This window comes from Mycobacterium sp. NGS62 (assembly GCF_059812285.1).
On record NZ_JCALCK010000005.1, the window covers coordinates 13,558 to 37,558 of the forward strand.

At 66.6% G+C, this 24,001-nt stretch carries 22 protein-coding genes; 10 read left to right on the forward strand and 12 right to left on the reverse strand.

Features of this window, described 5'->3' with window-relative positions; all coding sequences use genetic code 11:
- Positions 1-40: 40 nt before the first annotated feature.
- The gene (locus AC5Y49_RS14370) at positions 41-1,492 is read right to left on the reverse strand and encodes an FAD-dependent oxidoreductase (protein WP_499888073.1); all 1,452 of its coding nucleotides are present in this window, start codon (positions 1,490-1,492) and stop codon (positions 41-43) included.
- Positions 1,493-1,639: 147 nt separating this feature from the next.
- Here AC5Y49_RS14370 and AC5Y49_RS14375 point away from each other — a divergent pair, with 147 nt between their 5' ends.
- The 3 genes from AC5Y49_RS14375 to AC5Y49_RS14385 all read left to right on the forward strand — a co-directional run bounded on the left by AC5Y49_RS14375 (position 1,640) and on the right by AC5Y49_RS14385 (position 3,142).
- Positions 1,640-1,996 (forward strand): type II toxin-antitoxin system prevent-host-death family antitoxin, encoded by a 357-nt coding sequence (locus AC5Y49_RS14375; RefSeq protein WP_499888075.1) that lies wholly within the window; start codon positions 1,640-1,642, stop codon positions 1,994-1,996.
- Positions 1,997-2,002: 6 nt separating this feature from the next.
- The gene (locus AC5Y49_RS14380) at positions 2,003-2,665 is read left to right on the forward strand and encodes an ATPase (RefSeq protein ID WP_499888077.1); all 663 of its coding nucleotides are present in this window, start codon (positions 2,003-2,005) and stop codon (positions 2,663-2,665) included.
- Positions 2,666-2,749: 84 nt separating this feature from the next.
- Complete coding sequence (locus tag AC5Y49_RS14385; RefSeq protein WP_499888079.1) at positions 2,750-3,142, forward strand: DUF732 domain-containing protein; 393 nt, start codon at positions 2,750-2,752, stop codon at positions 3,140-3,142.
- Here AC5Y49_RS14385 and AC5Y49_RS14390 read toward each other — a convergent pair.
- A complete protein-coding gene (locus AC5Y49_RS14390) occupies positions 3,139-3,432 on the reverse strand; it encodes a DUF3017 domain-containing protein (protein WP_499888081.1) in 294 nt (97 codons plus the stop codon). The two genes, AC5Y49_RS14385 and AC5Y49_RS14390, sit on opposite strands and share 4 nt — an antisense overlap.
- Positions 3,429-4,277, reverse strand: a complete 849-nt coding sequence (locus tag AC5Y49_RS14395; protein ID WP_499888083.1) for a bifunctional methylenetetrahydrofolate dehydrogenase/methenyltetrahydrofolate cyclohydrolase — start codon at positions 4,275-4,277, stop codon at positions 3,429-3,431. The genes AC5Y49_RS14390 and AC5Y49_RS14395 overlap by 4 nt, the downstream gene beginning before the upstream one ends.
- 40 nt (positions 4,278-4,317) lie before the next feature.
- On the opposite strand from AC5Y49_RS14395, the gene AC5Y49_RS14400 reads away from it, so the two are divergent.
- Positions 4,318-5,508 carry an NADH:flavin oxidoreductase gene (locus AC5Y49_RS14400; RefSeq protein ID WP_499888084.1) on the forward strand — a complete coding sequence of 397 codons (1,191 nt, stop codon included), beginning with the start codon at positions 4,318-4,320 and terminating at the stop codon, positions 5,506-5,508.
- Positions 5,509-5,590: 82 nt separating this feature from the next.
- The gene (locus AC5Y49_RS14405) at positions 5,591-8,191 is read left to right on the forward strand and encodes an FHA domain-containing protein (protein WP_499888086.1); all 2,601 of its coding nucleotides are present in this window, start codon (positions 5,591-5,593) and stop codon (positions 8,189-8,191) included.
- A 12-nt stretch (positions 8,192-8,203) separates the two neighbouring features.
- Here AC5Y49_RS14405 and AC5Y49_RS14410 read toward each other — a convergent pair whose 3' ends face one another.
- The 5 genes from AC5Y49_RS14410 to AC5Y49_RS14430 form a co-directional block, all read right to left on the reverse strand.
- Positions 8,204-8,797: a GTP-binding protein gene (locus AC5Y49_RS14410; protein ID WP_499888088.1), complete on the reverse strand. Its 594-nt coding sequence runs from the start codon at positions 8,795-8,797 to the stop codon at positions 8,204-8,206.
- Positions 8,778-9,152, reverse strand: a complete 375-nt coding sequence (locus tag AC5Y49_RS14415; protein ID WP_499888090.1) for a DUF742 domain-containing protein — start codon at positions 9,150-9,152, stop codon at positions 8,778-8,780. The genes AC5Y49_RS14410 and AC5Y49_RS14415 overlap by 20 nt, the downstream gene beginning before the upstream one ends.
- 6 nt (positions 9,153-9,158) lie before the next feature.
- Positions 9,159-9,572 carry a roadblock/LC7 domain-containing protein gene (locus AC5Y49_RS14420; protein ID WP_499888092.1) on the reverse strand — a complete coding sequence of 138 codons (414 nt, stop codon included), beginning with the start codon at positions 9,570-9,572 and terminating at the stop codon, positions 9,159-9,161.
- Positions 9,569-12,262 (reverse strand): sensor histidine kinase, encoded by a 2,694-nt coding sequence (locus AC5Y49_RS14425; protein WP_499888093.1) that lies wholly within the window; start codon positions 12,260-12,262, stop codon positions 9,569-9,571. Before AC5Y49_RS14425 ends, AC5Y49_RS14420 begins: the two co-directional genes overlap by 4 nt.
- Before the next feature lie 214 nt (positions 12,263-12,476).
- Positions 12,477-13,082: a class I SAM-dependent methyltransferase gene (locus tag AC5Y49_RS14430; protein WP_499888095.1), complete on the reverse strand. Its 606-nt coding sequence runs from the start codon at positions 13,080-13,082 to the stop codon at positions 12,477-12,479.
- Between the two features lie 74 nt (positions 13,083-13,156).
- Between AC5Y49_RS14430 and AC5Y49_RS14435 the strand changes: the two genes are divergently transcribed.
- Entirely contained in the window at positions 13,157-13,618 is a 462-nt protein-coding gene (locus tag AC5Y49_RS14435) for a tRNA (cytidine(34)-2'-O)-methyltransferase (protein ID WP_499888097.1), read from the forward strand.
- A gap of 70 nt (positions 13,619-13,688) precedes the next feature.
- Here AC5Y49_RS14435 and AC5Y49_RS14440 read toward each other — a convergent pair whose 3' ends face one another.
- On the reverse strand, positions 13,689-14,330 hold the full coding sequence (locus tag AC5Y49_RS14440; RefSeq protein WP_499888099.1) for a nitroreductase family protein: 642 nt from the start codon (positions 14,328-14,330) through the stop codon (positions 13,689-13,691).
- A 256-nt stretch (positions 14,331-14,586) separates the two neighbouring features.
- On the opposite strand from AC5Y49_RS14440, the gene AC5Y49_RS14445 reads away from it, so the two are divergent.
- On the forward strand, positions 14,587-15,816 hold the full coding sequence (locus tag AC5Y49_RS14445; protein WP_499888101.1) for a TerC family protein: 1,230 nt from the start codon (positions 14,587-14,589) through the stop codon (positions 15,814-15,816).
- A 55-nt stretch (positions 15,817-15,871) separates the two neighbouring features.
- Positions 15,872-16,456, forward strand: coding sequence for a DedA family protein (locus AC5Y49_RS14450; protein WP_499888103.1), 585 nt, complete (start codon positions 15,872-15,874; stop codon positions 16,454-16,456).
- 93 nt (positions 16,457-16,549) lie between these two features.
- Here AC5Y49_RS14450 and AC5Y49_RS14455 read toward each other — a convergent pair whose 3' ends face one another.
- Both AC5Y49_RS14455 and AC5Y49_RS14460 read right to left on the reverse strand, forming a co-directional pair.
- Complete coding sequence (locus AC5Y49_RS14455; RefSeq protein WP_499888105.1) at positions 16,550-19,837, reverse strand: error-prone DNA polymerase; 3,288 nt, start codon at positions 19,835-19,837, stop codon at positions 16,550-16,552.
- Between the two features lie 37 nt (positions 19,838-19,874).
- Positions 19,875-20,750, reverse strand: coding sequence for a universal stress protein (locus tag AC5Y49_RS14460; protein WP_499888107.1), 876 nt, complete (start codon positions 20,748-20,750; stop codon positions 19,875-19,877).
- Between the two features lie 57 nt (positions 20,751-20,807).
- Here AC5Y49_RS14460 and otsB point away from each other — a divergent pair, with 57 nt between their 5' ends.
- Positions 20,808-21,938, forward strand: coding sequence for a trehalose-phosphatase (gene otsB / locus AC5Y49_RS14465; RefSeq protein WP_499888109.1), 1,131 nt, complete (start codon positions 20,808-20,810; stop codon positions 21,936-21,938).
- Here the strand turns inward: otsB and AC5Y49_RS14470 are convergent.
- The gene (locus AC5Y49_RS14470) at positions 21,935-22,765 is read right to left on the reverse strand and encodes an ANTAR domain-containing response regulator (RefSeq protein WP_499888111.1); all 831 of its coding nucleotides are present in this window, start codon (positions 22,763-22,765) and stop codon (positions 21,935-21,937) included. The genes otsB and AC5Y49_RS14470 overlap by 4 nt on opposite strands.
- A gap of 9 nt (positions 22,766-22,774) precedes the next feature.
- On the opposite strand from AC5Y49_RS14470, the gene AC5Y49_RS14475 reads away from it, so the two are divergent.
- Positions 22,775-24,001: a serine hydrolase domain-containing protein gene (locus AC5Y49_RS14475; RefSeq protein ID WP_499888113.1), complete on the forward strand. Its 1,227-nt coding sequence runs from the start codon at positions 22,775-22,777 to the stop codon at positions 23,999-24,001.

A 24,001-nucleotide genomic window follows, 5' to 3' on the forward strand; every position in this document is an offset into this window, starting at 1 on the left:
GATTTTCGCGATCTGCGTGCATTAGGTGGCCACTCGGCGCCTAGAAGTTCAACCCGGAGAACATGATCCGTCGGGGGTCGTATTTCTGCCGTACGGCGCTCAGCTGGGACTGGTTCGGGCCGAAATAGCGCGACGGCGGCTGGTTCACTTCGATGTAGTTCACGTAGCCGCCGACCGAATACGGTTGCACCGCTTGATGTGCCGTGCCCAGCCACCTGGTCGCCGCTGCTGGGTCACCGGTTTCGACGTACCACTGCACCAGCGCGGACTGCCGACGCCACGGAAAAGCGGTGGCTCCCGGTGCCACACTGGCGAGTGCACCGTCGAGCGCGTGCATGATCGCCAACATGCGGCCGGCGCCGCGCGGAAAGGCGTCGACCGCCGCGGCGATCCCCTGAGCGGCCCCCGCGTTGATGGTGGGAAAGACGTCGGATCCGCCGACATAGCCGAGCGGCGACGGGTTGAGGTTCCCGACGGCCAGATAGCGCACCAGGTCCAGATAGTTGAACGTGTGGTGCTCGGTACCGGTCGGTTGCACTCCGACAGCTGACGTGATCGCGGCGGCCACACTGCTGCCCGACCCGGCCGGGCAGGTCGCCAGGATGCGGCAGTGCGTACCCATCGCGTCGGTGGTGCTGTCGGCCAGTGCCCAGCTGCTGCGATCGGCCGTACTCAGCCATTTCTGCCAACCGAGCAGAACCTGCGCGAAGGCTTGCGGCGGAAAATTGAGGTTCACGGCGTCGACGTCGCCGGTGGGGAACGTGGCGAAGGTCAGCGAAGTTGTCACCCCGAAGTTGCCGCCACCGCCGCCGCGCAACGCCCAGAACAGATCGGGGTGATTGGCCGCAGACGCGGTGACCGCCTCCCCGCTGGGCAGCACCACCGACGCCGACGTCAACGCGTCACACATCAGTCCCGCGTGGCGGGATTGAGCCCCCAGCCCGCCGCCCAGGGCATGCCCGGCGGTGCCGACCGACGGGCAGGTACCCGTCGCGATCCCCCGACCGGCTGCGGCCAGCGCCTCATGCAGCGCGTACAGGCTGGTCGCCGGCGTGACGGTGACCTGGCCGGTGGCGGCGTCGTAATTGATTCCGCCCGACAGCTGACGCAGGTCGAGCACCATGGTGCCGTTAGCCGTGGAGGCGCCGACATAGGAGTGCCCGCCACTGCGCGGAGCGACCTTGAGGTTATGGGCGGTGGCGAACGCCATCGCCTTCTGCACATCGGCCGCCGACGTCGGGGCGACGATAGCCGCTGGCGTCGAGCCGTTGTAGTTGGTGTTGAAAACTTGTTTGGCCGTTGCGAATTGGCCTCCGTCGCCGGGTGTGAGCACATGCCCGCCGAGGGCGCTGGCAAGGCCCTCCCAGCCGGAAGCGGCCGGCTCTGCACCGGCCCGGACCGAGCCGACTCGACCCGATCCGAAAACTGCGCCGGCGGCCACCGCTCCGACCGCACCCCGCAGAAACGTCTGCCGCGAGATCTCACGCGGCACGGCACGGCCTCCGAGGTGTCATCTCCGAATTGTCGGCGACGAAACGGCGATATCCGTCGACCCGGGCGACGTGTCGGACTAACTAGCCAAATTGGCTATAATGGCTGTATTGGCCAGACTCGGGCCTACGAACGAAAGGGAGGCGCCATGACCACCCTGACCTTCCGCAATCGTGACGGCAAACTGGTCGACCTGCCGACCGTCGCGGCCACCCGCTTCAAGAATCAGTTCGGAGCAGTCTTCGAGGAAGCCGCGCTCTCCGGCGCTGTCGCGATCACCAAGCACAACACGCCCAAGGCGGTGCTGTTGTCGGTGGCCGAATTCGAAGCGTTGACCCGCTCGCGCGAGCCCGCCCTCGATGAGCTGAGCGACCGTTTCGACGACCTGCTCGACCGTATGCAGCGGCCGCAGAGCAAGGCCGCGATCGCGGCCGCATTCGACGCCACGCCCGCGCAGCTGGGCCGCGCCGCGGTGCAGGCCGCCCGCGAAAAGCCGCACCGATAACCACCGGTGGCCAGCAACGACGGTGCGCCGCCGGCCCGGTTGTACGTGCTCGCCGGTGTCAACGGCGCCGGTAAGAGCAGCATCGGCGGTGCCGCAATACGCGCCGCCGGGGCGGACTACTTCAATCCCGACGAGGCGGCGCGCGCGGTGCGGGCGGCGAATCCGAGCCTGGACCAGGCCAGCGCCAACTCGCTTGCGTGGCAGCAGGGAAAACGCCTGCTGGAGAGGGCGATTCGCGAACACCTCGATTTCGCGATCGAGACCACACTGGGCGGCAGCACGATGGCCCGGCTGATCGCCGACGCCGCGTCGCAGGGGATCGAGGTGCGTGTCTTCTACGTCGGGCTGGCCAGCGCCGACGCGCACATCGAGCGGGTCCGGCAGCGAGTTCGTGGCGGTGGCCACGATATTCCCGACGCGGACATCCGGCGCCGCTACCGGCACAGCCGACTCAACCTGGTGCGTCTGCTGCCCACGCTCACCGAGCTGCGCGTCTACGACAACGCGACCCAAGCCGACCCGGCCGCCGGGCAGGCACCGCAGCCGCGGCTTGTGCTGCATGTGAAGCAGGGACGTATCGTCGGTCCCGACGACCTGTCGTCGACGCCCGACTGGGCGAAGCCGATCGTCGCGGCCGCGCTCGAACTCGAGCGCTTAACAGACGCATAGTGTTCAAACCTTGACCTCATCGCGTCGTGAATGTGACTGTCGTAGCCCACTGTTCCTGGGAGTGACTTGAGTGAGGAGCGGAACATGCCGGCATTGACCAGCTGTCGCAACAGAATTGCGCTAACGATATCCACCGGGCTGCTTGCCGCTGCGGCGTTGGCGGCGCCGGCACAGGCCGACTCGATCGATGACAGCTTCCTTTCCGCGCTCAACGGCGCCGGCGTCAATTACGGGGATCCCGGCAGCACAGCTGAGCTCGGTCAGTCCATCTGCCCCATGCTGGCTCAGCCGGGCGGGACGTTCGCCTCCGCGGCTTCGAACGTGGTGGGCAACAACGGCATGACGCCCGGCATGGCGCAGTTGTTCACCAGCATCGCGATATCGATGTACTGCCCGTCGATGATGGCGTCGCTGGCTGACGGCAACATGCCGAACCTGCCGCAGCTGCCGGGTATGCCGGGGTTGCCGGGGATCTAACCCGTCCCCAGCGGGTCGATCGTCGACGCGATGTAGACCATCGCGGTCGCTACCACCGCCGTGGTGGCAAAGTCAGTTCCCTTGCTGCGCACCACTAAAAGCCCGGCGCGGTCCTCGGACAGCACTAGTCGCAGCACCGCCGCCGCTCCCACACCGATCCCGATCAGCAGTGCGCCGCGACGCCAGAAGTTGGCGGCGGCCAGCGCGAAGGCGACGACGAAGATCAGCACGACCAGCACGATCGGCCACTGGGCGGCGAAGATCATGCGGGTCCGGTCGGACACGCTCACGGCGCGGCCTCAGCCAGTTCGACGACGTTGGTCAGGAGGAAAGCCCTGGTCAGCGGGCCGACACCGCCGGGATTTGGCGACACGTGACCGGCGACCTCCCACACCTCCGGTGCCACGTCGCCGACCAGCCCGTCGTCGGTGCGACTGACCCCGACGTCGATGACGGCAGCGCCCGGTCGCACCATGTCGGCGGTCAGCAGATGCGGCACGCCGACGCCGGCCACGATGATGTCGGCCTGTCGGGTCAGCCCGGCGAGGTCACGAGTTGCGGTGTGGCACAACGTCACCGTGGCGTTTTCCGAGCGGCGGGTCAGCAGCAGCCCTAATGGCCGGCCGACGGTCACGCCGCGACCGATGACGACCACGTGCGCGCCGGCGATCGGCACGTCGTAGCGCCGGAGCAGATGCACGATGCCGCGTGGCGTACATGGCAGCGGCCCTGGCGTGTTGAGCACGAGCCGGCCCAGGTTGGTGGGGTGCAGCCCGTCGGCGTCCTTATCGGGGTCGACACGCTCCAATGCGGCGTTCTCGTCCAGGTGCTTGGGCAGCGGCAGCTGCACGATGTAGCCGGTGCATTCGGGGTTGGCGTTGAGTTCGTCAATCGTCTCGTCGAGTTTGGCCTGGCTGACATCGGCGGGCAGGTCACGGCGGATCGAGGTGATACCGACCTTGGCACAGTCGGCGTGCTTGCCCCGCACATAGGCCTGCGAGCCGGGATCGTCGCCGACCAGGATGGTGCCCAAGCCGGGGGTGCGTCCCGCGGCCGTCAGTGCGGCCACCCGCTGCTTGAGGTCGACGAAGATTTCGTCGCGTGTTGCTTTGCCGTCCAGTGTGTTCGCAGCCACGCCTGACAGTGTTTCATGCGGTGCCCGTTAAGCTGCCGGTATGCCCGCCCCCGACGCGTTCGCCCCCGCCAGACTCGGTCCGCTGACCCTGCGTAACCGCGTCATCAAAGCGGCGACGTTCGAGGCCCGCACACCCGACGCGCTGGTGACCGACGATCTGATCGAATACCACCGGCTGCCGGCGGCCGGCGGGGTCGGCATGACGACGGTGGCCTACTGCGCGGTCTCCCCCGGTGGTCGCACCGGTGGCAATCAGATCTGGATGCGTCCGGAAGCCGTCGCCGGGTTGCGCCGGCTCACCGAGACCGTGCACGCCGAGGGTGCCGCGGTGAGCGCGCAGATCGGGCACGCCGGCCCGGTGGCCGACGCCCGCTCCAACAAGGCCCGAGCGCTGGCGCCGGTGCGCTTCTTCAACCCGATCGGGATGCGCTTCGCCAAGAAGGCCACCCGCGACGACATCGACGGCGTCATTGCTGCGCACGCCAACGCTGCCCGGCTCGCCGTCGACGCCGGGTTCGACGCCGTCGAAATCCATTTGGGCCACAACTATTTGGCCAGTTCTTTTCTGAGCCCGCTGATCAACCGCCGCGCCGACGAGTTCGGCGGATCGCTGGAGAACCGGGCCAAGGTCGCACGCGGGTTGGTGTTGGCCGTTCGCCGCGCCGTCGATCAGCAGATCGCGGTGACCGCCAAACTCAACATGGCCGACGGTGTACGTGGCGGCATCTCGCTCGAAGAGGCGCTGACCACGGCCAAGTGGTTGCAGGACGACGGCGGGCTGGATGCGCTCGAGCTCACTGCCGGCAGCTCACTGGTCAACCCGATGTATCTATTCCGGGGCGATGCCCCGATCAAGGAATTCGCCGGCGCCTTCAAGCCGCCGCTGCGCTGGGGGATGCGGATGACCGGTCACAAGTTCCTCCGCCAATATCCCTATCGCGACGCATATCTGCTGCGGGACGCCCGGCTGTTTCGCGCCGAGCTGTCCATGCCGCTGATTTTGCTCGGCGGCATCACCAATCGGGAAACGATGGAGTTGGCGATGGCCGAAGGATTCGACTTCGTCGCGATGGCCCGCGCGCTGCTGGCCGAACCGGACTTGGTCAACCGGATCCGCGACGAGCACGCTGTGCATTCGGCCTGCACGCACTGCAATCAATGCATGCCGACGATCTACAGCCGCACCCGTTGCGTGGTGACCGGCGCGCCGGACCGATTGCCGGTCGGGTAGGGCCGCGGGACCACGTCTTGCACCGCCCGGCGCCACAACGCATACAGTCGGTTCGGTGAATCAACCGGCTACAGTTGTCTCGATGAATCAATCAGCACCGCCCGCGCTGACGGTTCGATACGACGGATCCGAACGTACCTTCGCGGCGGGCCATGACGTGGTCGTCGGTCGCGACCTTCGCGCCGACATGCGCATCACGCATCCGCTGATTTCGCGCGCGCATCTGTTGCTGCGGTTCGACCAGGGCCGCTGGCTGGCGATCGACAACGGTTCACTGAACGGAACATTCGTCAACGGACGCCGAGTCCCGGTGGTCGACATTCACGACGGCCAGACGGTCAATATCGGCAATCCGGACGGGCCGCGGCTGATCTTTGAAGTCGGACGACACGCCGGGATGGCCGGCCGGCCGCCACAGACCGCGTCGATGCGAGTCGTTCAGCCGCCGCCCCGGCCGTCCCAGCCGCAGCCGGCGCGAGGGGGCAGCGCCCCCCACCCTGCGCAGTCTCCCGGCATGCGGCCGCATCCGCCCGGCCCGCCTCACCCCGGTCCCCCGCCGCAGCCGATGTACCAGAACAGCGCCGGTCAGCGGGCGGGTTATCCGAGCGGGCCGCCGCCGCGGCAGCAGCCACCCCTGCCGCCACCACAACCACGCACCCAGATGGCGCCGGCCGCCAGCAAGCCTCCTGAGGTGGCGAACCTGGCGACCAAGATGTTCCAGGCTTTCCGGCCGGGAGCCGCGACGCCGGAGAAGCCGGCCGGTTCGGCCACCATCGGACGCGCCAACGACAACGACATCGTCATCCAGGACGTCCTGGCGTCGCGCCACCATGCGTTCTTGGTGCCGTCGCCGCTGGGCACCGAGATCCGCGACGCGCGCAGCATCAACGGCACGTTCGTCAACGGCGTGCGGGTGGGCTCGGCGGTGCTGAGTGAGGGCGATGTCGTCACGATCGGCAACATCGACCTGGTATTCACCGACGGCAACCTGGTCCGCCGCACCGAGGCCGCGACCCGCACCGGCGGCCTGGAAGTGAACGGGGTTCACTTCAAGATCGACGGCAAGGAACTGATCGACAACGTCTCGTTCACCGCTCGGCCCGGCACGCTGACCGCGATCATCGGTGGATCCGGCGCGGGCAAGACCACCCTGTCGCGGCTCGTTGCCGGATATACCAACCCCAGCCAGGGGACGATCACCTTCGAAGGACACGACATCCACCGCGAGTACGCGACGATGCGTAGCCGGATCGGGATGGTTCCGCAGGACGACGTCGTGCACCGCCAACTCACCGTCAACCAGGCACTGGGCTATGCCGCCGAGCTGCGACTCCCCCCGGACACCAGCAAAGAGGAGCGCGCCCAGGTCGTCGCCGGGGTGCTCGAGGAACTCGACCTGTCCAAGCACGGCGACACCCGGGTGGACAAGCTGTCCGGTGGCCAACGCAAACGCGCCTCGGTGGCGCTGGAACTGCTCACCCAGCCCTCACTGCTGATCCTCGACGAGCCGACCTCCGGGCTGGACCCGGCGCTGGACCGTCAGGTCATGCTCATGCTGCAGTCGCTGGCTGAGGCCGGCCGCACGGTGCTGGTGGTCACCCACTCGGTGTCCTACCTTGACGTCTGCGACCAGATCCTGCTGGTGGCGCCGGGCGGCAAGACGGCGTTCTGCGGCCCGCCCAGCCAAGTCGAGTCCGCGTTGGGAACCACGAACTGGGCCGACATCTTCGCCAAGGTGGGCGCCGACCCCGACGAAGCAAATCGGCGCTTCATCGAGAGGAAAGGTGACAAGCTGCCGTCCCAAGCGGGCGGGCGTCAGGAGGCGCCAGGCGACTTGGGCGAGCCGGTCCACACCGACCTGTGGCGGCAGCTGTCTACGATTGCCCGACGTCAGGTACGGCTCGTCATCTCCGACCGTGGCTACACGGTGTTCCTGGCGGTGTTGCCGTTCCTGATGGGAGCGCTGACGCTGACCGTGAAGGGGCACAAACCGGGACTCGGTGTTGCTGACCCGCAAGGCCAGGCGCCTACTCAGCCGCAGTACATTCTGGTGCTGCTCTGTATCGGGGCGGTATTCATGGGCACCGCGTTGACGATCCGCGACCTGATCGGCGAACGCCCGATCTTCCGCCGAGAACAGGCGGTCGGCCTGTCCACCACGGCCTACCTGCTGGCGAAGGTCGTCGTTTTCTCCGTTTTCGCGACCCTCCAGGCGGGGATCGCGGTGACCATCGTCCGGCTCGGCAAGGGCGCGCCCACCGCGGACCCGCCGTTCTTCGGCAGCTCCACGTTGTCGCTGTTCTTCACAGTTGCCGCCACTTGTGTCGCCTCGGCGATGCTCGGCCTGCTGCTGTCGGCGGTTGCGCAATCGAACGAGCAGATCATGCCGCTGCTGGTGGTGTCGATCATGTCCCAACTGGTGCTCTGCGGCGGGATGGGGATCCCGGTGACCGGCCGGCTCGGTCTGAACCAGCTGTCCTTTGTGACGCCGGCCCGCTGGGGATTCGCTGCCGGGGCGTCGTCGGTCGACTTTCCGCACCTGGTGAAAGTCCCGCAAATTCCCACCGAAGACCGGTGGTGGCAGCACTCGAAGCACATCTTCGTGATCGACATGTTCATGCTGGCCGCCCTGTCGGTCGCCTACGGCGCCTTCATCAGGTGGCACATCCGGCTCAAACGCTGAGGGTCACCGATCTCAGCTGCCGGTCGGCGACAGGCTCGCCAAGGCATATTCGCTGATCGCGATCAGCGCATCGGTGGCTGACCTGCGATCACGGGCATCGATGCTGATGATCGGAATGTGCGGGGCCAGGGCCAGTGCTTTGCGCACTTCGGCGACCGGATACCTTGGCGCACCGTCGAATTCGTTGACCGCAATGAGGAACGGCAGATTGCGGTGTTCGAAGAAGTCGACGGCAGCGAAACTGTCCTGCAGGCGACGGCAGTCGACCAAAACGATCGCTCCGATGGCACCGCGCACCAGGTCGTCCCACATGAACCAGAACCGGCGCTGGCCGGGTGTGCCGAACAGGTAGAGCACCAGATCCTCGTCCAGGGTGATCCGGCCGAAGTCCATGGCCACCGTGGTGGTCCGCTTGTCGGGGGTGGCCTCCAGCATGTCAACGCCGGCGGACGCGTCGGTGACCATCGCCTCGGTGCGCAGCGGCATGATCTCCGACACCGCACCGACGAACGTCGTCTTGCCGGCACCGAACCCGCCCGCCACAACGATCTTCGTCGAGACGGTTTCCCGTCGCGGGTCCCGCCGCTCAGAGTGCTCGGAGGCCACGCAGCGTCCTTCCTATGAGTTCGCGGCGTTCATCGCGGGTCGAACGCTCGGTCAAGGTCGGGCTCACTCGAAGGTAGCCCGCGGTCACCAGGTCCCCGACCAGGACGCGCGCGACGCCCAGCGGCAAATTCAGCCGAGCCGAGATTTCGGCAACCGAGGGGCTTTTGGTGCACAGTTGGACGATTCTTCCTCTCATGTCGTCAGTCGGCCATCTGTGGAAGAGCGCCGACTCCAACGTCTGCACCGGCGCTTCCAGCGGAAGGTCGACGGTGGTATCGGTCCGTCCGGCCGTCAACGTGTAAGGGCGGACCAGGCTCGCCTCAGGTCGCGGTGGCGGCGGCTCGCGTCTGTCCATTGCGGCTCACGAGTGCTGGATGGACTGGGCGCGTCTCGACGACTGGACGACGCCGCCCACCCGCTCCACGAGCACGGCCATCTCGTATCCGATCTGGCCGATGTCACACGACGTCGACGCCAGGGTGGCCAGATGCGAACCGTCACCGACTCGCATCAGCAACAGGTAGCCGTTCTGCATCTCCACCACCGACTGCAGCACCGCACCGCCGTCGAACAGCTGCGCGGCCCCGGTAGCCAGGCTGGCCAGCCCCGACGACACCGCGGCCAGCTGATCCGCCCGATCGGTCGGCAGATGCTCACTGGCAGCCATCAGCAGTCCGTCGATGGATACCAGAATCGCATGCGACACCCCGGGCACCTCGCGGGCGAAGTTCGACACCAGCCAATCCAGCGAGTTGCCGTACGCCTGGTTGGTCATTCGTGATCAGGTCCTTGAGGTGTTTCGCGGGCGTGCGACCGTCCGGCGCGCACGCCACCGAAGTGGCTGCTGATGGAAGAGCGGATCGCTTCGGGGTTTCGCGCCGGAGCTTGATGCCGGCCGGAACCAAATCCGCCGTTCAATGCTACCGCGTCGTCTTCGTCGGCCCGATGCTGCGCGACGCCGTTGACCCGGTCCTCGCGGTCGGGGGGCGCCTCGGCGGCCGCGCCGGGCACCAAGCGCGCGCCGGGTTCACGCACCGGCAGGCCCTGCTCGGTGTGGTCCTGGACGGGCACGTTCTCGGCCTCGGCGGCCACCGACCAGCCGCGGTCCCACACCGACTTCCAATCCAGGTCGGCGCTGCGCGCCAACTCGTGCGGATCGACCAGCCACTCGGAGAGCATCCGCTGGTAGATCAGATCCTCGGGCGCCTCGGCCGCCCGGTTGGCGTGGCTCGGCGGCGCCGCGACATCCGAGGGCCAGTCGTCATACGACTCCGGCACGTCGGGCTCCGGCCTGGCCCGTGCTCGCGAGGAGAAGAACGAGGAGGTATTCGAAAACGGTTGCGGTGCAGGGGGTTCAACGGGCGGGCCGGGCGGCGCCCCGGTGATGCCGCTGGACCCGGGGGTGCGCCGCGGCAGCAGGCTGAACGGCGAGTCAGGCGAATGCGATCCGTTGCGCTCCGCCAGTTCAGTCTCAGCGGCGAACTCGGCGGACTCGGCGTAGTCCGCCGCCGAGACGGCGTCGTCGACTGCGCGCGTCGGCGTCACGGCCGGCGTGCCGTTCTGCTCGGCGCCGGCCAGCACCGATACCGGCAGATACAGCTCGGCGGTGGTGCCCGAACGGCGGTCGTCGCGCGAAGGACCGCGCAGCCGCACTCGGATGCCGTGCCGGCCGGCCAGCCGGCCCACGACGAACAGACCCATGTGGCGGGCATTGTCGGGGGTGACCTCACCACCGGCGCGCAGCCGCATGTTGGCGATGCGCCGGTCGGCATCGGTCATGCCCAGACCGGCGTCGACGACCTCGAGGTGGACTCCGCCGTCGTCGCGCCGCGCGGCCGCAACCCGGACCGGTGCGGTCGGCGGTGAGTAGCGCAGCGCGTTGTCGATCAACTCGGCGAGCAGATGGATGACGTCGCCGGCGGCGGCGCCCGCGATGGCGCAATCGGGCACCGCCGGGGTCTCCACCCGGCGATAGTCCTCGACCTCGGAGGTGGCCGCGTTGATCACCGCCGCCAGCGGCACCGATTCGCGCTGGTCTCCCCGCGAACCTTGCGCACCGGCCAGCACCAGCAGATTGGCGCCGTTGCGGCGCATCCGGGCGGCAAGGTGGTCCAGGCGGAACAGACTCTCGAGGCGATCGGGATTCTCCTCGTTGCGCTCCAGCCGGTCGATCAGTGAGAGCTGCTGGTCGACCAGGGACCGGTTGCGCCGGGACATGGTCTCGAACATGTCGTTGACCAGCAGCCGTAACCGCGCCTCGTCACCGGCCAGCAGCAACGCCTGGGTATGCAGTTCGTCGACGGCGTGGGCGACCTGCCCGATCTCCTCGGTGGTGTAGACCGGCAGCGGCTCGGGGGCGCGCTCGTCGCCGGACCGTACCCGGGCGATCTCACGCTCGAGGTCCTCGTGGGCGACCTTCAGCGCGCCGTCGCGCAATACCCGCAGCGGCTGGATCAGCGAGCGCGCCACCAGCAACACGATCACCAATGCGGCCACGATGGCGGCCAGCACCAGCACGGTGTCCCGGATCGCGGCGTCGCGGCGATCGTTGGCCCGATCCTCCACCGACTTCGTCACCGCGGCAGTGGTGTCCCTGATCAGCTCCGCCGCAACCGAGTCGGTGGTCTGGATCGAGCGCAGCAGCGCCGGGTTGTCGACCAGCACGCTGGACGGGTCGGACATGATCGCCATCCGGGTCACCATCTGCTGTTGCAGCTTCTTGGCGTCCGGTGATCCGACGCCGAGCACCTCGGCCATCCCGAACAGCGTCGACGGCTCGGTGCCGGCCAACGTGATCATCGAGGTGCGCAACTCCGGCTCGGGCAGATCCCCGCCGCGGGTGACCAGCAGTTGCTGCATCATCATCTGGCCGCGGGCCCCGATCGCGCGGCTCAGGCCTTGCGCCGCGGCCCGGATCTTCTCGTTGTCGACCCGTACCGACCCGTCGACGGCGTTCTCGGCGGTCAGCAGGATCGGCGCGTACGTGGTGACCCGCTCCCGCAAACCGATGCTGTTCGACGCCACCCGGTCCAGTAAGGCCTGGCCGCCGTTCAGCATGGTGTTGACACCGGCCCGGACGTCGGGGACGGCGTCGGTGTCGTCCAGCCGCGCCTGCAGTTCGTGTTTGCGCGCCTCGTAGTTCTTCTTGGCGCCCTCGACGTCGCCCCCGTTGGACGTCGCCAGCAACGCCACGTCGAGTGCCGACATGTATTTGGTGATGGCCGGAACGACTTCGGCGCGGTCGGCGGCGCGGCGCAGATCGTTGGCATCGCTCACGGCACCGGCGATCCGCAATCCACCGAACACCATCGCCAGCGCCAACGGCACCACGACGATTGCGACGACTTTCCAGCGGACCGGCCAATTGCGCAGCGACCATGTCGGCGGTCGTTGCGACGCTGCGAGTTCCGTGCCGGGGGTCTCTGGATCAGCCGGCTCGACCACTTCGGCCGGACGGGCGAACATGGGGCCCGAACCACGGCTGTGTGTTCGCGCGTCGTTCATAGGACTTCCTGCTCAATTGCACCCGCCCCAGGCAGACGGGCGAGCGATATATACGCCTGGCAATCCGACGAGTATGACAGCCTGCGGCCACGGTGACCATAATTCTTACTGAACAGACAGAGTTCGCCGCCGCGCCTCAGACTGCCGAAACGATAGCTGAGCAAACCGGAAAGGCCTACGCCAGTCGAAGGATCGCGACCAGGAAATCGGAGTCATCGGTGAACGGTCGCAGATCCCAGGTGGACAGCAACAGATCCGGCGCGAACCCGGCATCTGCGACGTCATCGAGAAACTCCGCGAAGTCGTAGTCGCGGCCGGCGCCGAAGCCGATCACCGCTCGACCGTCGCCCGCCAAGTGGGCGCGCAGCCGGCCCAGCACCTGGACTCGGGTGCTTGGGGCAAGGAAGGTCATGACATTGCCCGCCGACACGATGAGGTCGAACGGTTCGGTGATGCCGCGCGCGGGCAAGTCCAGCTCGGCGAGGTCATCGACGAGCCAGCGCAATCCGGGATGGTCCTGCTCGGCTGCCTCGATGAGCGTCGGGTCGACGTCGACGCCGACCACGTGGTGACCGGCCGCGGCCAGATACCCGCCCAGCCGGCCGGGACCGCAGCCGGCATCGAGGATGCGGGCGCCGCGGGGCGCCATCGCGTCCACCAAGCGAGCCTCGCCGGCCAGATCCTCACCGGCGCGCGCCATGGCCCGGAAACGCTCGATGTACCAGTGCGAATGGCCAGGATCGGCCGCGACCTTCTGCATCCAGATGCTCTGCTCGACCATACGAGCAATTATCCCCAGAGCAGGACGGGCGTCCGTAGCCGGCAAGCATCCACCGACAGGGAGGATGGCGTGTTGTGTTCAAGATGCTGTTCTACTCGCCCCGGATTGCGCCCAATACCGGGAACGCGATCCGCACTGCGGCCGCCACTGGCTGTGAGCTGCATTTGGTCGAGCCGTTGGGTTTCGACCTGTCTGAACCCAAGCTGCGCCGGGCCGGGCTGGACTACCACGACCTGGCGTCAGTCACCGTGCACCCGTCGCTTGATGCGGCCTGGCAGACGCTGTCGGCGGAGCGAGTCTTCGCGTTCACCGCGCATGCGAGCACGCTGTTCACCGAGGTCGGATATCAGCCCGGCGACGTGTTGATGTTCGGGCCGGAGCCCACCGGGCTGGACGCGGCCACCCTGGCCGACGCGCACATCACCGAAGCGGTCCGCATTCCGATGCTGACCGGGCGACGGTCGCTGAACCTGTCCAACGCTGCGGCAGTGGCGGTGTATGAGGCATGGCGTCAACAGGGATTCAGCGGGATTTGACCGCCGAGTGGCCACTTAATGCACGCGAATCGCCTGGAACCGTGACATAACTGGCCATTCGGCGAAGGGATTACCAGCTGTTCCAGTGGGTGACGGTCTCGGCGGGCAACCGCTTGGCGGGTTTGAAGTCGGTGCCCTTGGTGTAGGCGATCGGGAACAGCCCGCCCTGGCTGTATTTCTCGTAGGGGATGCCGAGCAGTTCGGCGGCCTGCTTCTCGCCGTCGCCGAGCAGGTGCAGCGTCGTCCACGCCGAGCCCAGGCCACGCGAGCGCAACGCGAGCATCAGGCTCCATACCGCGGGCAGCAGCGATCCCCAAAAGGACGCGCTCATCCCGGCCGGCGCCCCGTCCGGGCGGCCCTCCAGGCACGGGATCAGCATTACCGGCACCTCGTGGAAGTGCTCGTTGAGGTATTTGGCCGAGCTGTAGACATGCGGTCTGCGTTCGTCTCGGCTGTCGCCGTACTCCGGCTTCGGCTGGTCGAGGTACGGGGTGGCGTTGGCGCGATAGATATCGGCCAGAGCCTTCTTCTTGTCGGCGTCCTCAACGAACACCCACTGCCAGCCCTGCGCGTTGGAACCGGTGGGCGCCTGCAGCGCCAACTCGAGACATTCGTTGAGCACGTCGCGGGACACCGGCTTGTCGAGGTCGAGGCGTTTGCGCACCGAGCGAGTGGTGGTGAGGACTTCGTCGAACGACAGATTCAAGGTCATCTGCGCAGACTATCCCCCTGGCCCTTGCGCGAGCGTGCGCGTCCCCGGACGACACGCCGGGCTGAGGACCGGGGACGCGCACGCTCGCGCAGGATTTGACCGTTCGGCCGTCGCACTGGCGCAAGAGATTTCGAGCAGGCAATGGACAATCCGTAAACACCTACACCGATCAACTGACTGAAAACTGCGCCGCTACTGTCGGTGCTAGACAGGCGCTGAAGCGCCGAAAGTGAAAACGATCAGCGGCAGGTAGCGCATGGATGTCCCCGGATCGGTGTGGGGCCTAACGATTGTTGGCATTGTCGGGCTACTGGCCTTCGACTTCATCTTCCACGTCCGCAAGGCGCACGTCCCGACGCTGCGGGAGGCCGCACTCTGGTCGACCGTCTATGTCGGCACCGCAGTGCTGTTCGGCGTCGGCGTGTTTGTACTCGGCGGCTCTGAGGCTGGCTCAGAGTACTTCGCCGGCTATGTCACCGAGAAGGCGTTGTCGGTCGACAACCTGTTCGTTTTCCTGATTATCATGGCAAGCTTTCGGGTTCCCCGCGAGGATCAACAGAAGGCACTGCTGTTCGGGATCGTCTTGGCCCTGATCGCTCGCACCGGCTTTATCTTTCTCGGCGCCGCGCTGATCAACAGCTTCGCCTGGGTCTTTTACTTTTTCGGATTGATTCTGTTGCTCACCGCGGGCAACATGCTCAAGCCGGCGGGCGGCGAGGATTCCCACAAAGCCGACAACTTCATCATCCGAATAGCGAAGCGCGTCATTCACACCACCGAGCACTATGACGGCGACAAGCTGTTCACGATGGTCGACGGCAAGCGGGCGATGACGCCGATGCTGTTGGTCATGGCCGCAATTGGCGGCACCGACATTCTTTTCGCACTCGACTCGATCCCGGCGATCTTCGGACTCACCCAAAACGTCTACATCGTCGTCACAGCGACGGTGTTCTCCCTGGTGGGTCTGCGGCAGCTCTACTTCCTCATCGACGGCTTGCTAGACCGACTCATCTACCTCTCCTACGGCTTGGCCGCAATCCTCGGGTTTATCGGCGTGAAGCTGATCCTGCATGCGTTGCACGAAAACAACGTCCCGCTGATCAATGAAGGCGAGCCGGTTGCCGTCGTCGAAATCAGCACAGGCCTGTCCCTGTTGGTGATCATCGGCGCGCTGATTGTCACCGTGGCCGCCTCATTGCTCAGCCGCAGAGGCAAGGCACAGACCGCGATCGCCAATGCCCGGCGCCACGCCATGGCCTACCTCGACTCGGAATACACCCACAACGCCGCCGAACGCGAACGCATCTTCGGGATGCTGCTCAGTGAGCGGGATCAGATCCTTGCCCTCGGCCCGAAGTACCGCCAGATGGTCCGCGACGAGCCGGCCCTGATGGAATTGCTCGACCGCGCCGCCGCCAAACATGACCAAGCCGTCGACCGCGGTCAGGCCCAGGACTTCACCCGCAAGGGGCTGACCTCCTGAACGCGAGGGCGTAGCGCCGGGTTTCGGTCTGGGCCGGGCCGGGCACCGCTCTCAGGTGTTCGACTCTCTGCTGAACGCGCTTGGCCACGCCTGGTGGGCGTATCCACTGATTCTGATTACGTGCACGCTGGACGCCATCATCCCCCTATTGCCAAGCGAGACGGCGTTGATCACGGGAGGAATCCTCGCAGCCCACGACGCAATGCTGCTCGGGTGGGTGATCGCCATGGCGGCTATCGGTGCGTTCCTCGGTGACAACCTCGCTTACTGGATCGGCCGCTCGGCCGAGGTCCGGGCCCGCCGCTGGATCACTCGCAGCGAAAAGGGCAAGCGCAGCATGGAATGGGCGCATCGAAACTTGGACCGGCATGGCGGACCGGTCGTGATCGTGGCACGGTTCCTCCCGGGCGGTCGCACGGCGACAACCATCGCCTGTGGGGTGCTGCACTTTCCCTATCGCCAGTTCCTGGCGTTCGACGTGGTCGGCGCCGTGCTGTGGGCGACGATCAACACGATGATCGGCCACCTGGGTGGCCGCGCGTTCGCCGACCACCCGATCGCCGCCTTCGCGCTGTCCATCGGCGTGGCGCTGGCCGTGGCAGGCGGCATCGAGCTGATCCGATGGGTCCTCAGGCGATGAACGGACATTGCGGCGCGAGCGTGCGTGTTCCCGTCCGACACGCCGGGCTGAGGACCGGGGACACGCACGCTCGCGCAGGAGTCGCGCCAAGCATCAGCGGAAGTCGCGGGACTTCGACCCCATTCTCAAGGTCAGCTTGGCCAACCGCTCGGCGACGACAGTGACTGCGCCGCTGGCGTTTTGGATCTGGCCGCGGACCAGCAGCGCCGACGCGGTCTGCGCCAGCTTGCGGTGTCGCGCCCACACGCCCGGCGTGCAGAGCACGTTGACCATCCCGGTCTCATCCTCGAGGTTGAGAAACGTCACCCCCTGGGCGGACCCCGGCCGTTGCCGATGAGTCACCGCGCCGGCGATCAACACCCGATCGCCGTCGGGCACCGACAACAATGTCTCGGCGGGCAATACCCCCATCGCATCCAGATCCGAGCGCAGGAACTGGGTCGGATAGCTGTCCGGGGAGATGCCGGTGGCCCACACGTCGGCGGCGGCCAGCTCCAGCTCGCTCATCCCCGGTAACGCCGGGATGTGCGACGACGAGCCCACTCCGGGTAGCCGGTCGGACCGTTGGGTGGCGGCCGCCCCCGCCGCCCACAGCGCCTCCCGCCGGGACATCGTGAAGCAACTCAGCGCTCCGGCAGTGGCCAGCGCTTCGGTCTGCGGCACGCCCAACTGCACCCGCATCGTCAAATCCAGCAGAGAAACGAACGGGCCGTTGGCTTTTCGCTCCTCCACCAGTTTCTCGGCCAGATCATCGCCGATATGACGCACACTGCCCAGCCCCAACCGCACCTGCATCCCGGCGTTCTCCAGGGTGGCGTACGCGAGGCTGGCGTTGACGTCGGTGCCGTGCACGATCACCCCGTGCCGGCGGGCGTCGGCCACCAGCGACTGCGGCGAGTAGAAGCCCATCGGCTGGGCACGCAGCAGCGCTGCACAAAACGCCGCCGGATGGTGCAGCTTGAACCACGACGAGTAGAACACCAGCGACGCGAAACTCAGCGCGTGGCTTTCCGGGAACCCGAAATTGGCGAACGCTTCCAGCTTTTCGTACACCCTCTCGATCACTTCGTCGGGAGCGCCGTGCAACTGGCGCATGCCGTCGTAGAACCGGCCACGCAGCCGTCGCATCCGCTCGGCTGAGCGCTTGGACCCCATGGCTCGCCGCAACTGGTCGGCCTCGGCCGCGGAAAACCCGGCGCAGTCGACCGCGAGCTGCATCAACTGCTCCTGAAACAACGGCACCCCAAGGGTTTTCCGCAGCGCGGATTCCATCGATGGGTGGTCGTAGACAGCTGGATCGACGCCATTGCGTCGCCGGATGTAAGGATGCACCGAGCCGCCCTGGATGGGGCCGGGACGGATCAGCGCGACCTCAACCACCAGGTCATAGAATTCGCGTGGCCGCAGCCTGGGCAGAGTGGCCATCTGTGCGCGCGACTCCACCTGAAACACCCCGACCGAATCGGCGCGGGCCAGCATCTCATAGACCGCCGGTTCGGAGAGGTCCAGCTTGGCCAGGTCTACCTCGATGCCCTTGTGCTCGGCCACCAAGTCGACGGCATAGTGCAGGGCCGAGAGCATGCCTAGCCCGAGCAGATCGAATTTGACCAAACCGATTGCTGCGCAGTCATCTTTGTCCCACTGCAGAACACTGCGGTTTTCCATCCGCGCCCATTCCACCGGGCACACGTCGGCGATCGGGCGGTCACAGATCACCATGCCGCCGGAGTGGATGCCCATATGCCGTGGCAAGTTCTGGATTTGCGTCGCCAGGTCGATCACCTGCTCGGGGATGCCCTCGACATCGGGACTGTTGGCCAGCCCGTTCCAGCTGCTGATCTGTTTACTCCACGCGTCCTGCTGCCCCTGCGAGAAACCCAGCGCACGGGCCATGTCCCGCACCGCAATCCGGCCGCGGTAGGTGATGACGTTGGCGACTTGGGCGGCATAGTCGCGGCCATATTTGTCATAGACGTACTGGATGACCTTTTCCCGCTGATCCGACTCGATGTCGATGTCGATGTCGGGCGGCCCGTCGCGAACCGGCGACAAGAAGCGTTCGAACAGCAGCTCGTTGGCCACCGGATCGACCGCGGTAACGCCGAGCGCATAACAGACCGCGGAGTTGGCTGCCGATCCCCTGCCCTGGCACAGGATGTTGTTCTCCCGGCAGAACCGGGTGATGTCATGAACCACCAGGAAATAGCCCGGAAACTTCAGCTGCTCAATGACGTTCAGTTCATGGTCGATCTGCGCGTAGGCCTTCGGCGCCTGCCCGGGCGGGCCGTAGCGGTTAGCCGCACCGGTCATCGTCAGCTCGCGCAACCAGCTGTCTTCGGTATGCCCGGCCGGCACGTCGAACGGCGGCAGCTGGGGGGCGATCAACGCCAGCCCGAAGGCGCACTGCTCGCCGAGCTCGGCCGCGGCGGTCACCGCCTCGGGACGCCAAGCAAACAGCCGCGCCATCTCCTCACCAGAGCGCAGGTGTGAGCCGCCCAGCGGGGCCAGCCAGCCGGCGGCCTCGTCCAGGGACTGGCGGGCCCGTATCGCGCCCATCGCCATTGCCAGCCGCCTTCGTGAGGGCGCAGCGAAGTGGGCGCCAGTGGTGACGACGACACCGAGTCCGAATCGGGTTGCCAGCTCGGCTAATTCGGCGTTGCGTTGGTCGTCGCATGGTTGGCCGTGATGGGTGAGTTCGACACTGACTCGCTCGGCGCCGAACCGGTCCACCAGATCGGCCAACGCCACCGCGGCCGCCGCCGGACCTCCGCTGCAAAGTGCTTGTCGGACATGGCCTTTGCGGCAGCCGGTCAGGATGTGCCAATGCCCGCCGGCCGCCTCGGTCAGCGCATCGAAATCAAAGCGCGGCTTGCCTTTTTCACCGCCGGCCAGATGCGCGGCGGCCAGCTGCCGGGACAGCCGTCGATAGCCTTCCGCACCGCGGGCCAACACCAGCAGGTGCGGCCCGGGCGGGTCCGACTCGTCGGTGCGGGCACCGGACGCCAAAGACAGTTCGGCGCCGAAGACGGTCGCCATGTCCAGTTCCGCGGCGGCTTCGGCGAAGCGCACCGCGCCGTACAGGCCGTTGTGATCAGTCAGCGCGACGGCGCGTAGATCCAGTCGGACGGCCTCCTCGACCAACTCCTCCGGCGTGCCGGCCCCGTCGAGGAAGCTGAACGCCGAATGCGCGTGCAACTCGGCATAGGCGACCGACGAACGAATTGCCCGGTTGCCCTCCGGCGGCTGATAACTTCCGCGCTTGCGTGATCGGGGACCCTCGTCGGGCGGCTCAGCCGCAAGTGGCTTGCGATCGCCGCGGGGCTTGCCGTCGAGCACCCGCTCCATCTCCGCCCAGGTCGGCGGACCATTGCCCCAGCCCACCCCGCCAGTATATCGAATGTATGTTCGATAGAGCTGGCTAGGTCCCGCGGACCACGATCACCGGCGTGCGTGCCGCCTGCACGACGGCCACGCTGACCGAACCCAACAACATCCCCGCGAAACCGCCCCGACCATGACTGCCGACAACGACCAGTTGGGCAGAGTGCGATTGCTCGATCAACTGATCGGCGGGCCGATCGCTCACCACAACGCGGCGCACCGTGACGTCGGGATAGCGCTCTTGCCAGCCCGCCAGCGCCTCGGCAAGTACCCGCTCGCCTTCTGCCTGCATGGTGGCGAGGTCGATACCGGCGAACTCGAAGACGTTGGCGTCGTGCCAGGCATACACAGCGACAAGTTCGACGCCCCGCAACGACGCCTCCTCGAAAGCCATCGCCGTCGCCGCCTCCGAGACCTGGGAACCGTCGACACCGACAACCACCGGCGCTCCGACAGGATGGGCCGATGGTTCTTCGTCGTGGATGACGGCCACCGGGCAGTGCGCATGCCGGACGAGGTTGGAACTGACCGAGCCCAGCAGGCTGCGCCGCAACCATCCGTGCCCGCGGCATCCCACCACGACCATCGCCGCTTCTTTCGTCAGATCCACCAGGGTGGGAACCGTCGAACCGACGATGGATTCCGTGTCGACGTGCGCCAGGCCGGCCTGCTCGGTGAGCGTCAACGCTTCGTGGAGATGGCGCTGCCCCTGCTCCTCTTGCCATTCCATGTAACCGGGCGGCATCGGGGTCTCGGGAAACGTCATCACCACGGGCGGCGCGAGCACATGGATCAATGTCAGCGGAACGCCACGCATGAGCGCATCGTGTGCCGCCCACTTCACCGCCACTTTCGACGACGGTGATCCATCCACACCGACCAGAATTCCGCTGTGCGATACCGGGGCCGACATGATGCTCCTCCTTACCTGCTACCACGCTAAATCGGCGGCGCACCTACTGTCATGGGTATGTCGGTCATCATCGACCCGCGCCGACACGACGCGGTGCTGTTCGACCTGCCGGCCGACCCCCCATTGATCGAGCGATTGCGCGACGCCGGTGTCTCCACCGCGACGGCCGACGCAGCTGACTTCGTCGCGGCGGCAAACCGGCTGTCGGCCCGGCCCGGCCGGTGTGCTGTCGTCACCGCAACACCGCAGGGGGCGGCGGCCGCGCGGGACGCTGGATTCGCATTGGTCATCGCTGTTGCGACGGGATCCGCCGAGGGACTGGACGACCGAGGCGCCGACGCGGTGGTCGCCGGCCTCGGTGAGGTCGCCGTGCGGACCGGCGATCGGCGGATGTCGGAGCTGGCCGACGGTCTGCAAGCCGCCGAAAAGCTGGCCACCCGGCGCCCGGCGGTGTTCTTCGACTTCGACGGCACACTGTCCGAGATCGTCGACGATCCCGACACCGCGCGGCTGGCCGACGGCGCTGCCGAGGCGTTGACGCTGTTGACCACGCGGTGCCCGGTCGCGGTGCTATCCGGCCGCGATCTGGCCGACGTGCGGCAGCGGATCGGGCTACCCGGCATCTGGTATGCGGGCAGCCATGGTTTCGAGCTGACCGGTGCCGACGGTGGACACCACCAAAATGAGGAGGCTGCCGCCAGCGTCCCGGTGCTCGAAAACGCGGCTGCCGAGTTGCGCGACCAGCTCGCTGCGGTCAACGGTGTTGTCGTGGAGCACAAGCGATTTGGCGTCGCCGTGCATTACCGGAATGCCGAACGTGATCGGGTTGGGGAAGTCTCGGCTGCAGTGCGTGCCGCGGGCCGGCGCAGTGAGCTGCGGGTGACCACCGGACGTGAGGTCATCGAGTTGCGGCCAAACGTCGACTGGGACAAGGGAAAGACGCTGCACTGGGTGCTCGACTACATCCAGGATGCCGACTCCGCCCGGCTGCTGCCGATCTATCTCGGTGACGACATCACCGACGAGGACGCCTTTGACGCGATCCGCGACGACGGCGCCGGAATCGTGGTGCGCCACAGCGACGACGGCGATCGCGCCACCGCCGCGCGGTACGCATTGGATAGTCCGGACCGCGTCGTTGAATTCATCCAACGGCTGGCACGCCAGATCGGCGGCGCCGCTTCTTAGCGGGTCGTGTCGCGCGGTTGGTCGATTTCCACCAGCCTGCGCGCGATCTCGACGACGCGGGTGTTGCTTTGTTGTGACAGTCTGACCAGCAACCGAAAAGCGCCGGCGGCGTCGAGGCCGTAGCGCTCCATCAGCATGCCCTTGGCCTGGCCGATGATGTCGCGGGTCTCCACCGCTTGGCGCAACTGCTCGTTTTCTGCCGCCAACGCGCGTAGCCGTTTCTGCTGACCCGGCAGCTCGGCCGCAAAAACCGCCAGCACGTGCAGCTGCTCGACCGGAGCTAACGTGTCATCGACTTCGAGCGCGTGTGCCATCGCCGACAGCGTGCTTTCTAGATCGGTCAGTTCTTCGACCTGATGCACGATGCCGACCAACTCGCCATGGTCGTACACCGGCGAATTGCACGGACCCCACACCTTCGGCAGGAATTGTCCCGGATGCGCCGGATCAGCGACGTCGTAGCGCTGAACCCACATATCGTGGTTACGGCCGGTGCGCAGCACGGTCTCCAGCGACACGCCCAAGTTGTGGGTGCCGCACGCCTCAGGGTCGTCGGGGTTGTCCGGGAACGCGTCGAACAACATCTCACCGATCAGCTCGCTGCGCTGACGCAGGGTCGCGCGCTCATACGCGCTGTTCACCCCCCGGATCCGCAGCGCCGGGTCCAGCAGCAGCAGTGGTGTTTCCGAGGATTCGGGGACGACACTGCGAGCAATCAGGTCGAACGACGACTGATTTGGCACTTCCTCGGGGTGCCCGCATTCACCGGCGTTCAACCGTTTGGGTGCGACGACGTCTGGTTGCTCAGCGCTCGGGCGCAACTGCAAAGATCAACTATGGCGATCTTCCGGCGACTGGGGCCTTTGGTGTGTGTCGTTGCCCTACTTTCGGCGGGGTGCACCTCGACCTATCAACGTCCGCCCTTGTTCTCGTCCGCCGACCCGGCCAAGGCTCAAGCGGTGATGAAGATCGTCGGCGACACGATGTCGCAGGCTCACCTCAAGGCGGCGATCGTCCGCGTCACCGTCGACGGCAAGGAAATCGTCACGCAGGCCGTCGGCGATTCGATGACCGGTGTGCCCGCCACTCCCAGCATGTTCTTTCGCAACGGCGCGGTGGCGATCTCCTATGTGGCGACGTTGCTACTCAAGCTCGTTGACGAGAAGAAGGTGGGGCTCGACGACAAGCTGTCGACGTGGCTTCCCGATGTTCCCAGCTCCGACCGGGTCACCCTGCGGCAGCTCGCCCAGATGACATCGGGCTATCCCGACTACGTGCTGGGCAACGCCGACTTCGATGCTGCCCAGGTCGCCGATCCGTTCCGGCAGTGGACACCGCAGGAGTTGCTCAACTACGCGGTGCACAAACCGCTGCTCTACGAGCCCGGCACCAACTGGAACTACGCCCACACCAACTACCTGCTACTCGGCCTGGCACTGGAGAAGGCCACCAGCGTGGCGATGCCGAAACTGTTGCAGGACAAGGTGCTCCAGCCGCTGGCGTTGTTCAACACCGCCAACTCGTTCACGCCACAAATCCCGGTGCCGACCCTGCATGCTTTCACCTCGGAACGCCGCGCAGCGCTCAAGATCCCGGCCGGCACGCCGTTTTATGAGGACTCGACTTTTTGGAACCCGTCCTGGACGATCACCCACGGTGCGATTCAGACCACCAACATCTACGACATGGAGGCCACCGCGGTCGGTATTGGCTCGGGCAAGCTGCTCTCGCCCGAGTCGTATCGGGCGATGGTGTCTACCGAGCTACGCGGCCACACCACCGCGTTGCCGGGCTGCGACACCTGTCGAACGCACAACGACGACTACACCTACGGGCTCGGGATCGTGATCGCCGGGAACTGGTTGCTGCAGAATCCGATGTTCGCCGGTGAGGCCGCCGTCGAGGCCTACCTCCCGTCCCAGAAGACGGCGATCGCGGTCGCGGTCACCTACCAACCCGAGGCATTCGACGCCCAGGGCAACTACCGCAACGAGGCCGAGACGCTGTTCCGCAAGATCGGCGCCGAACTCGCACCCAACGACGCGCCACCGCCGGGACGATAG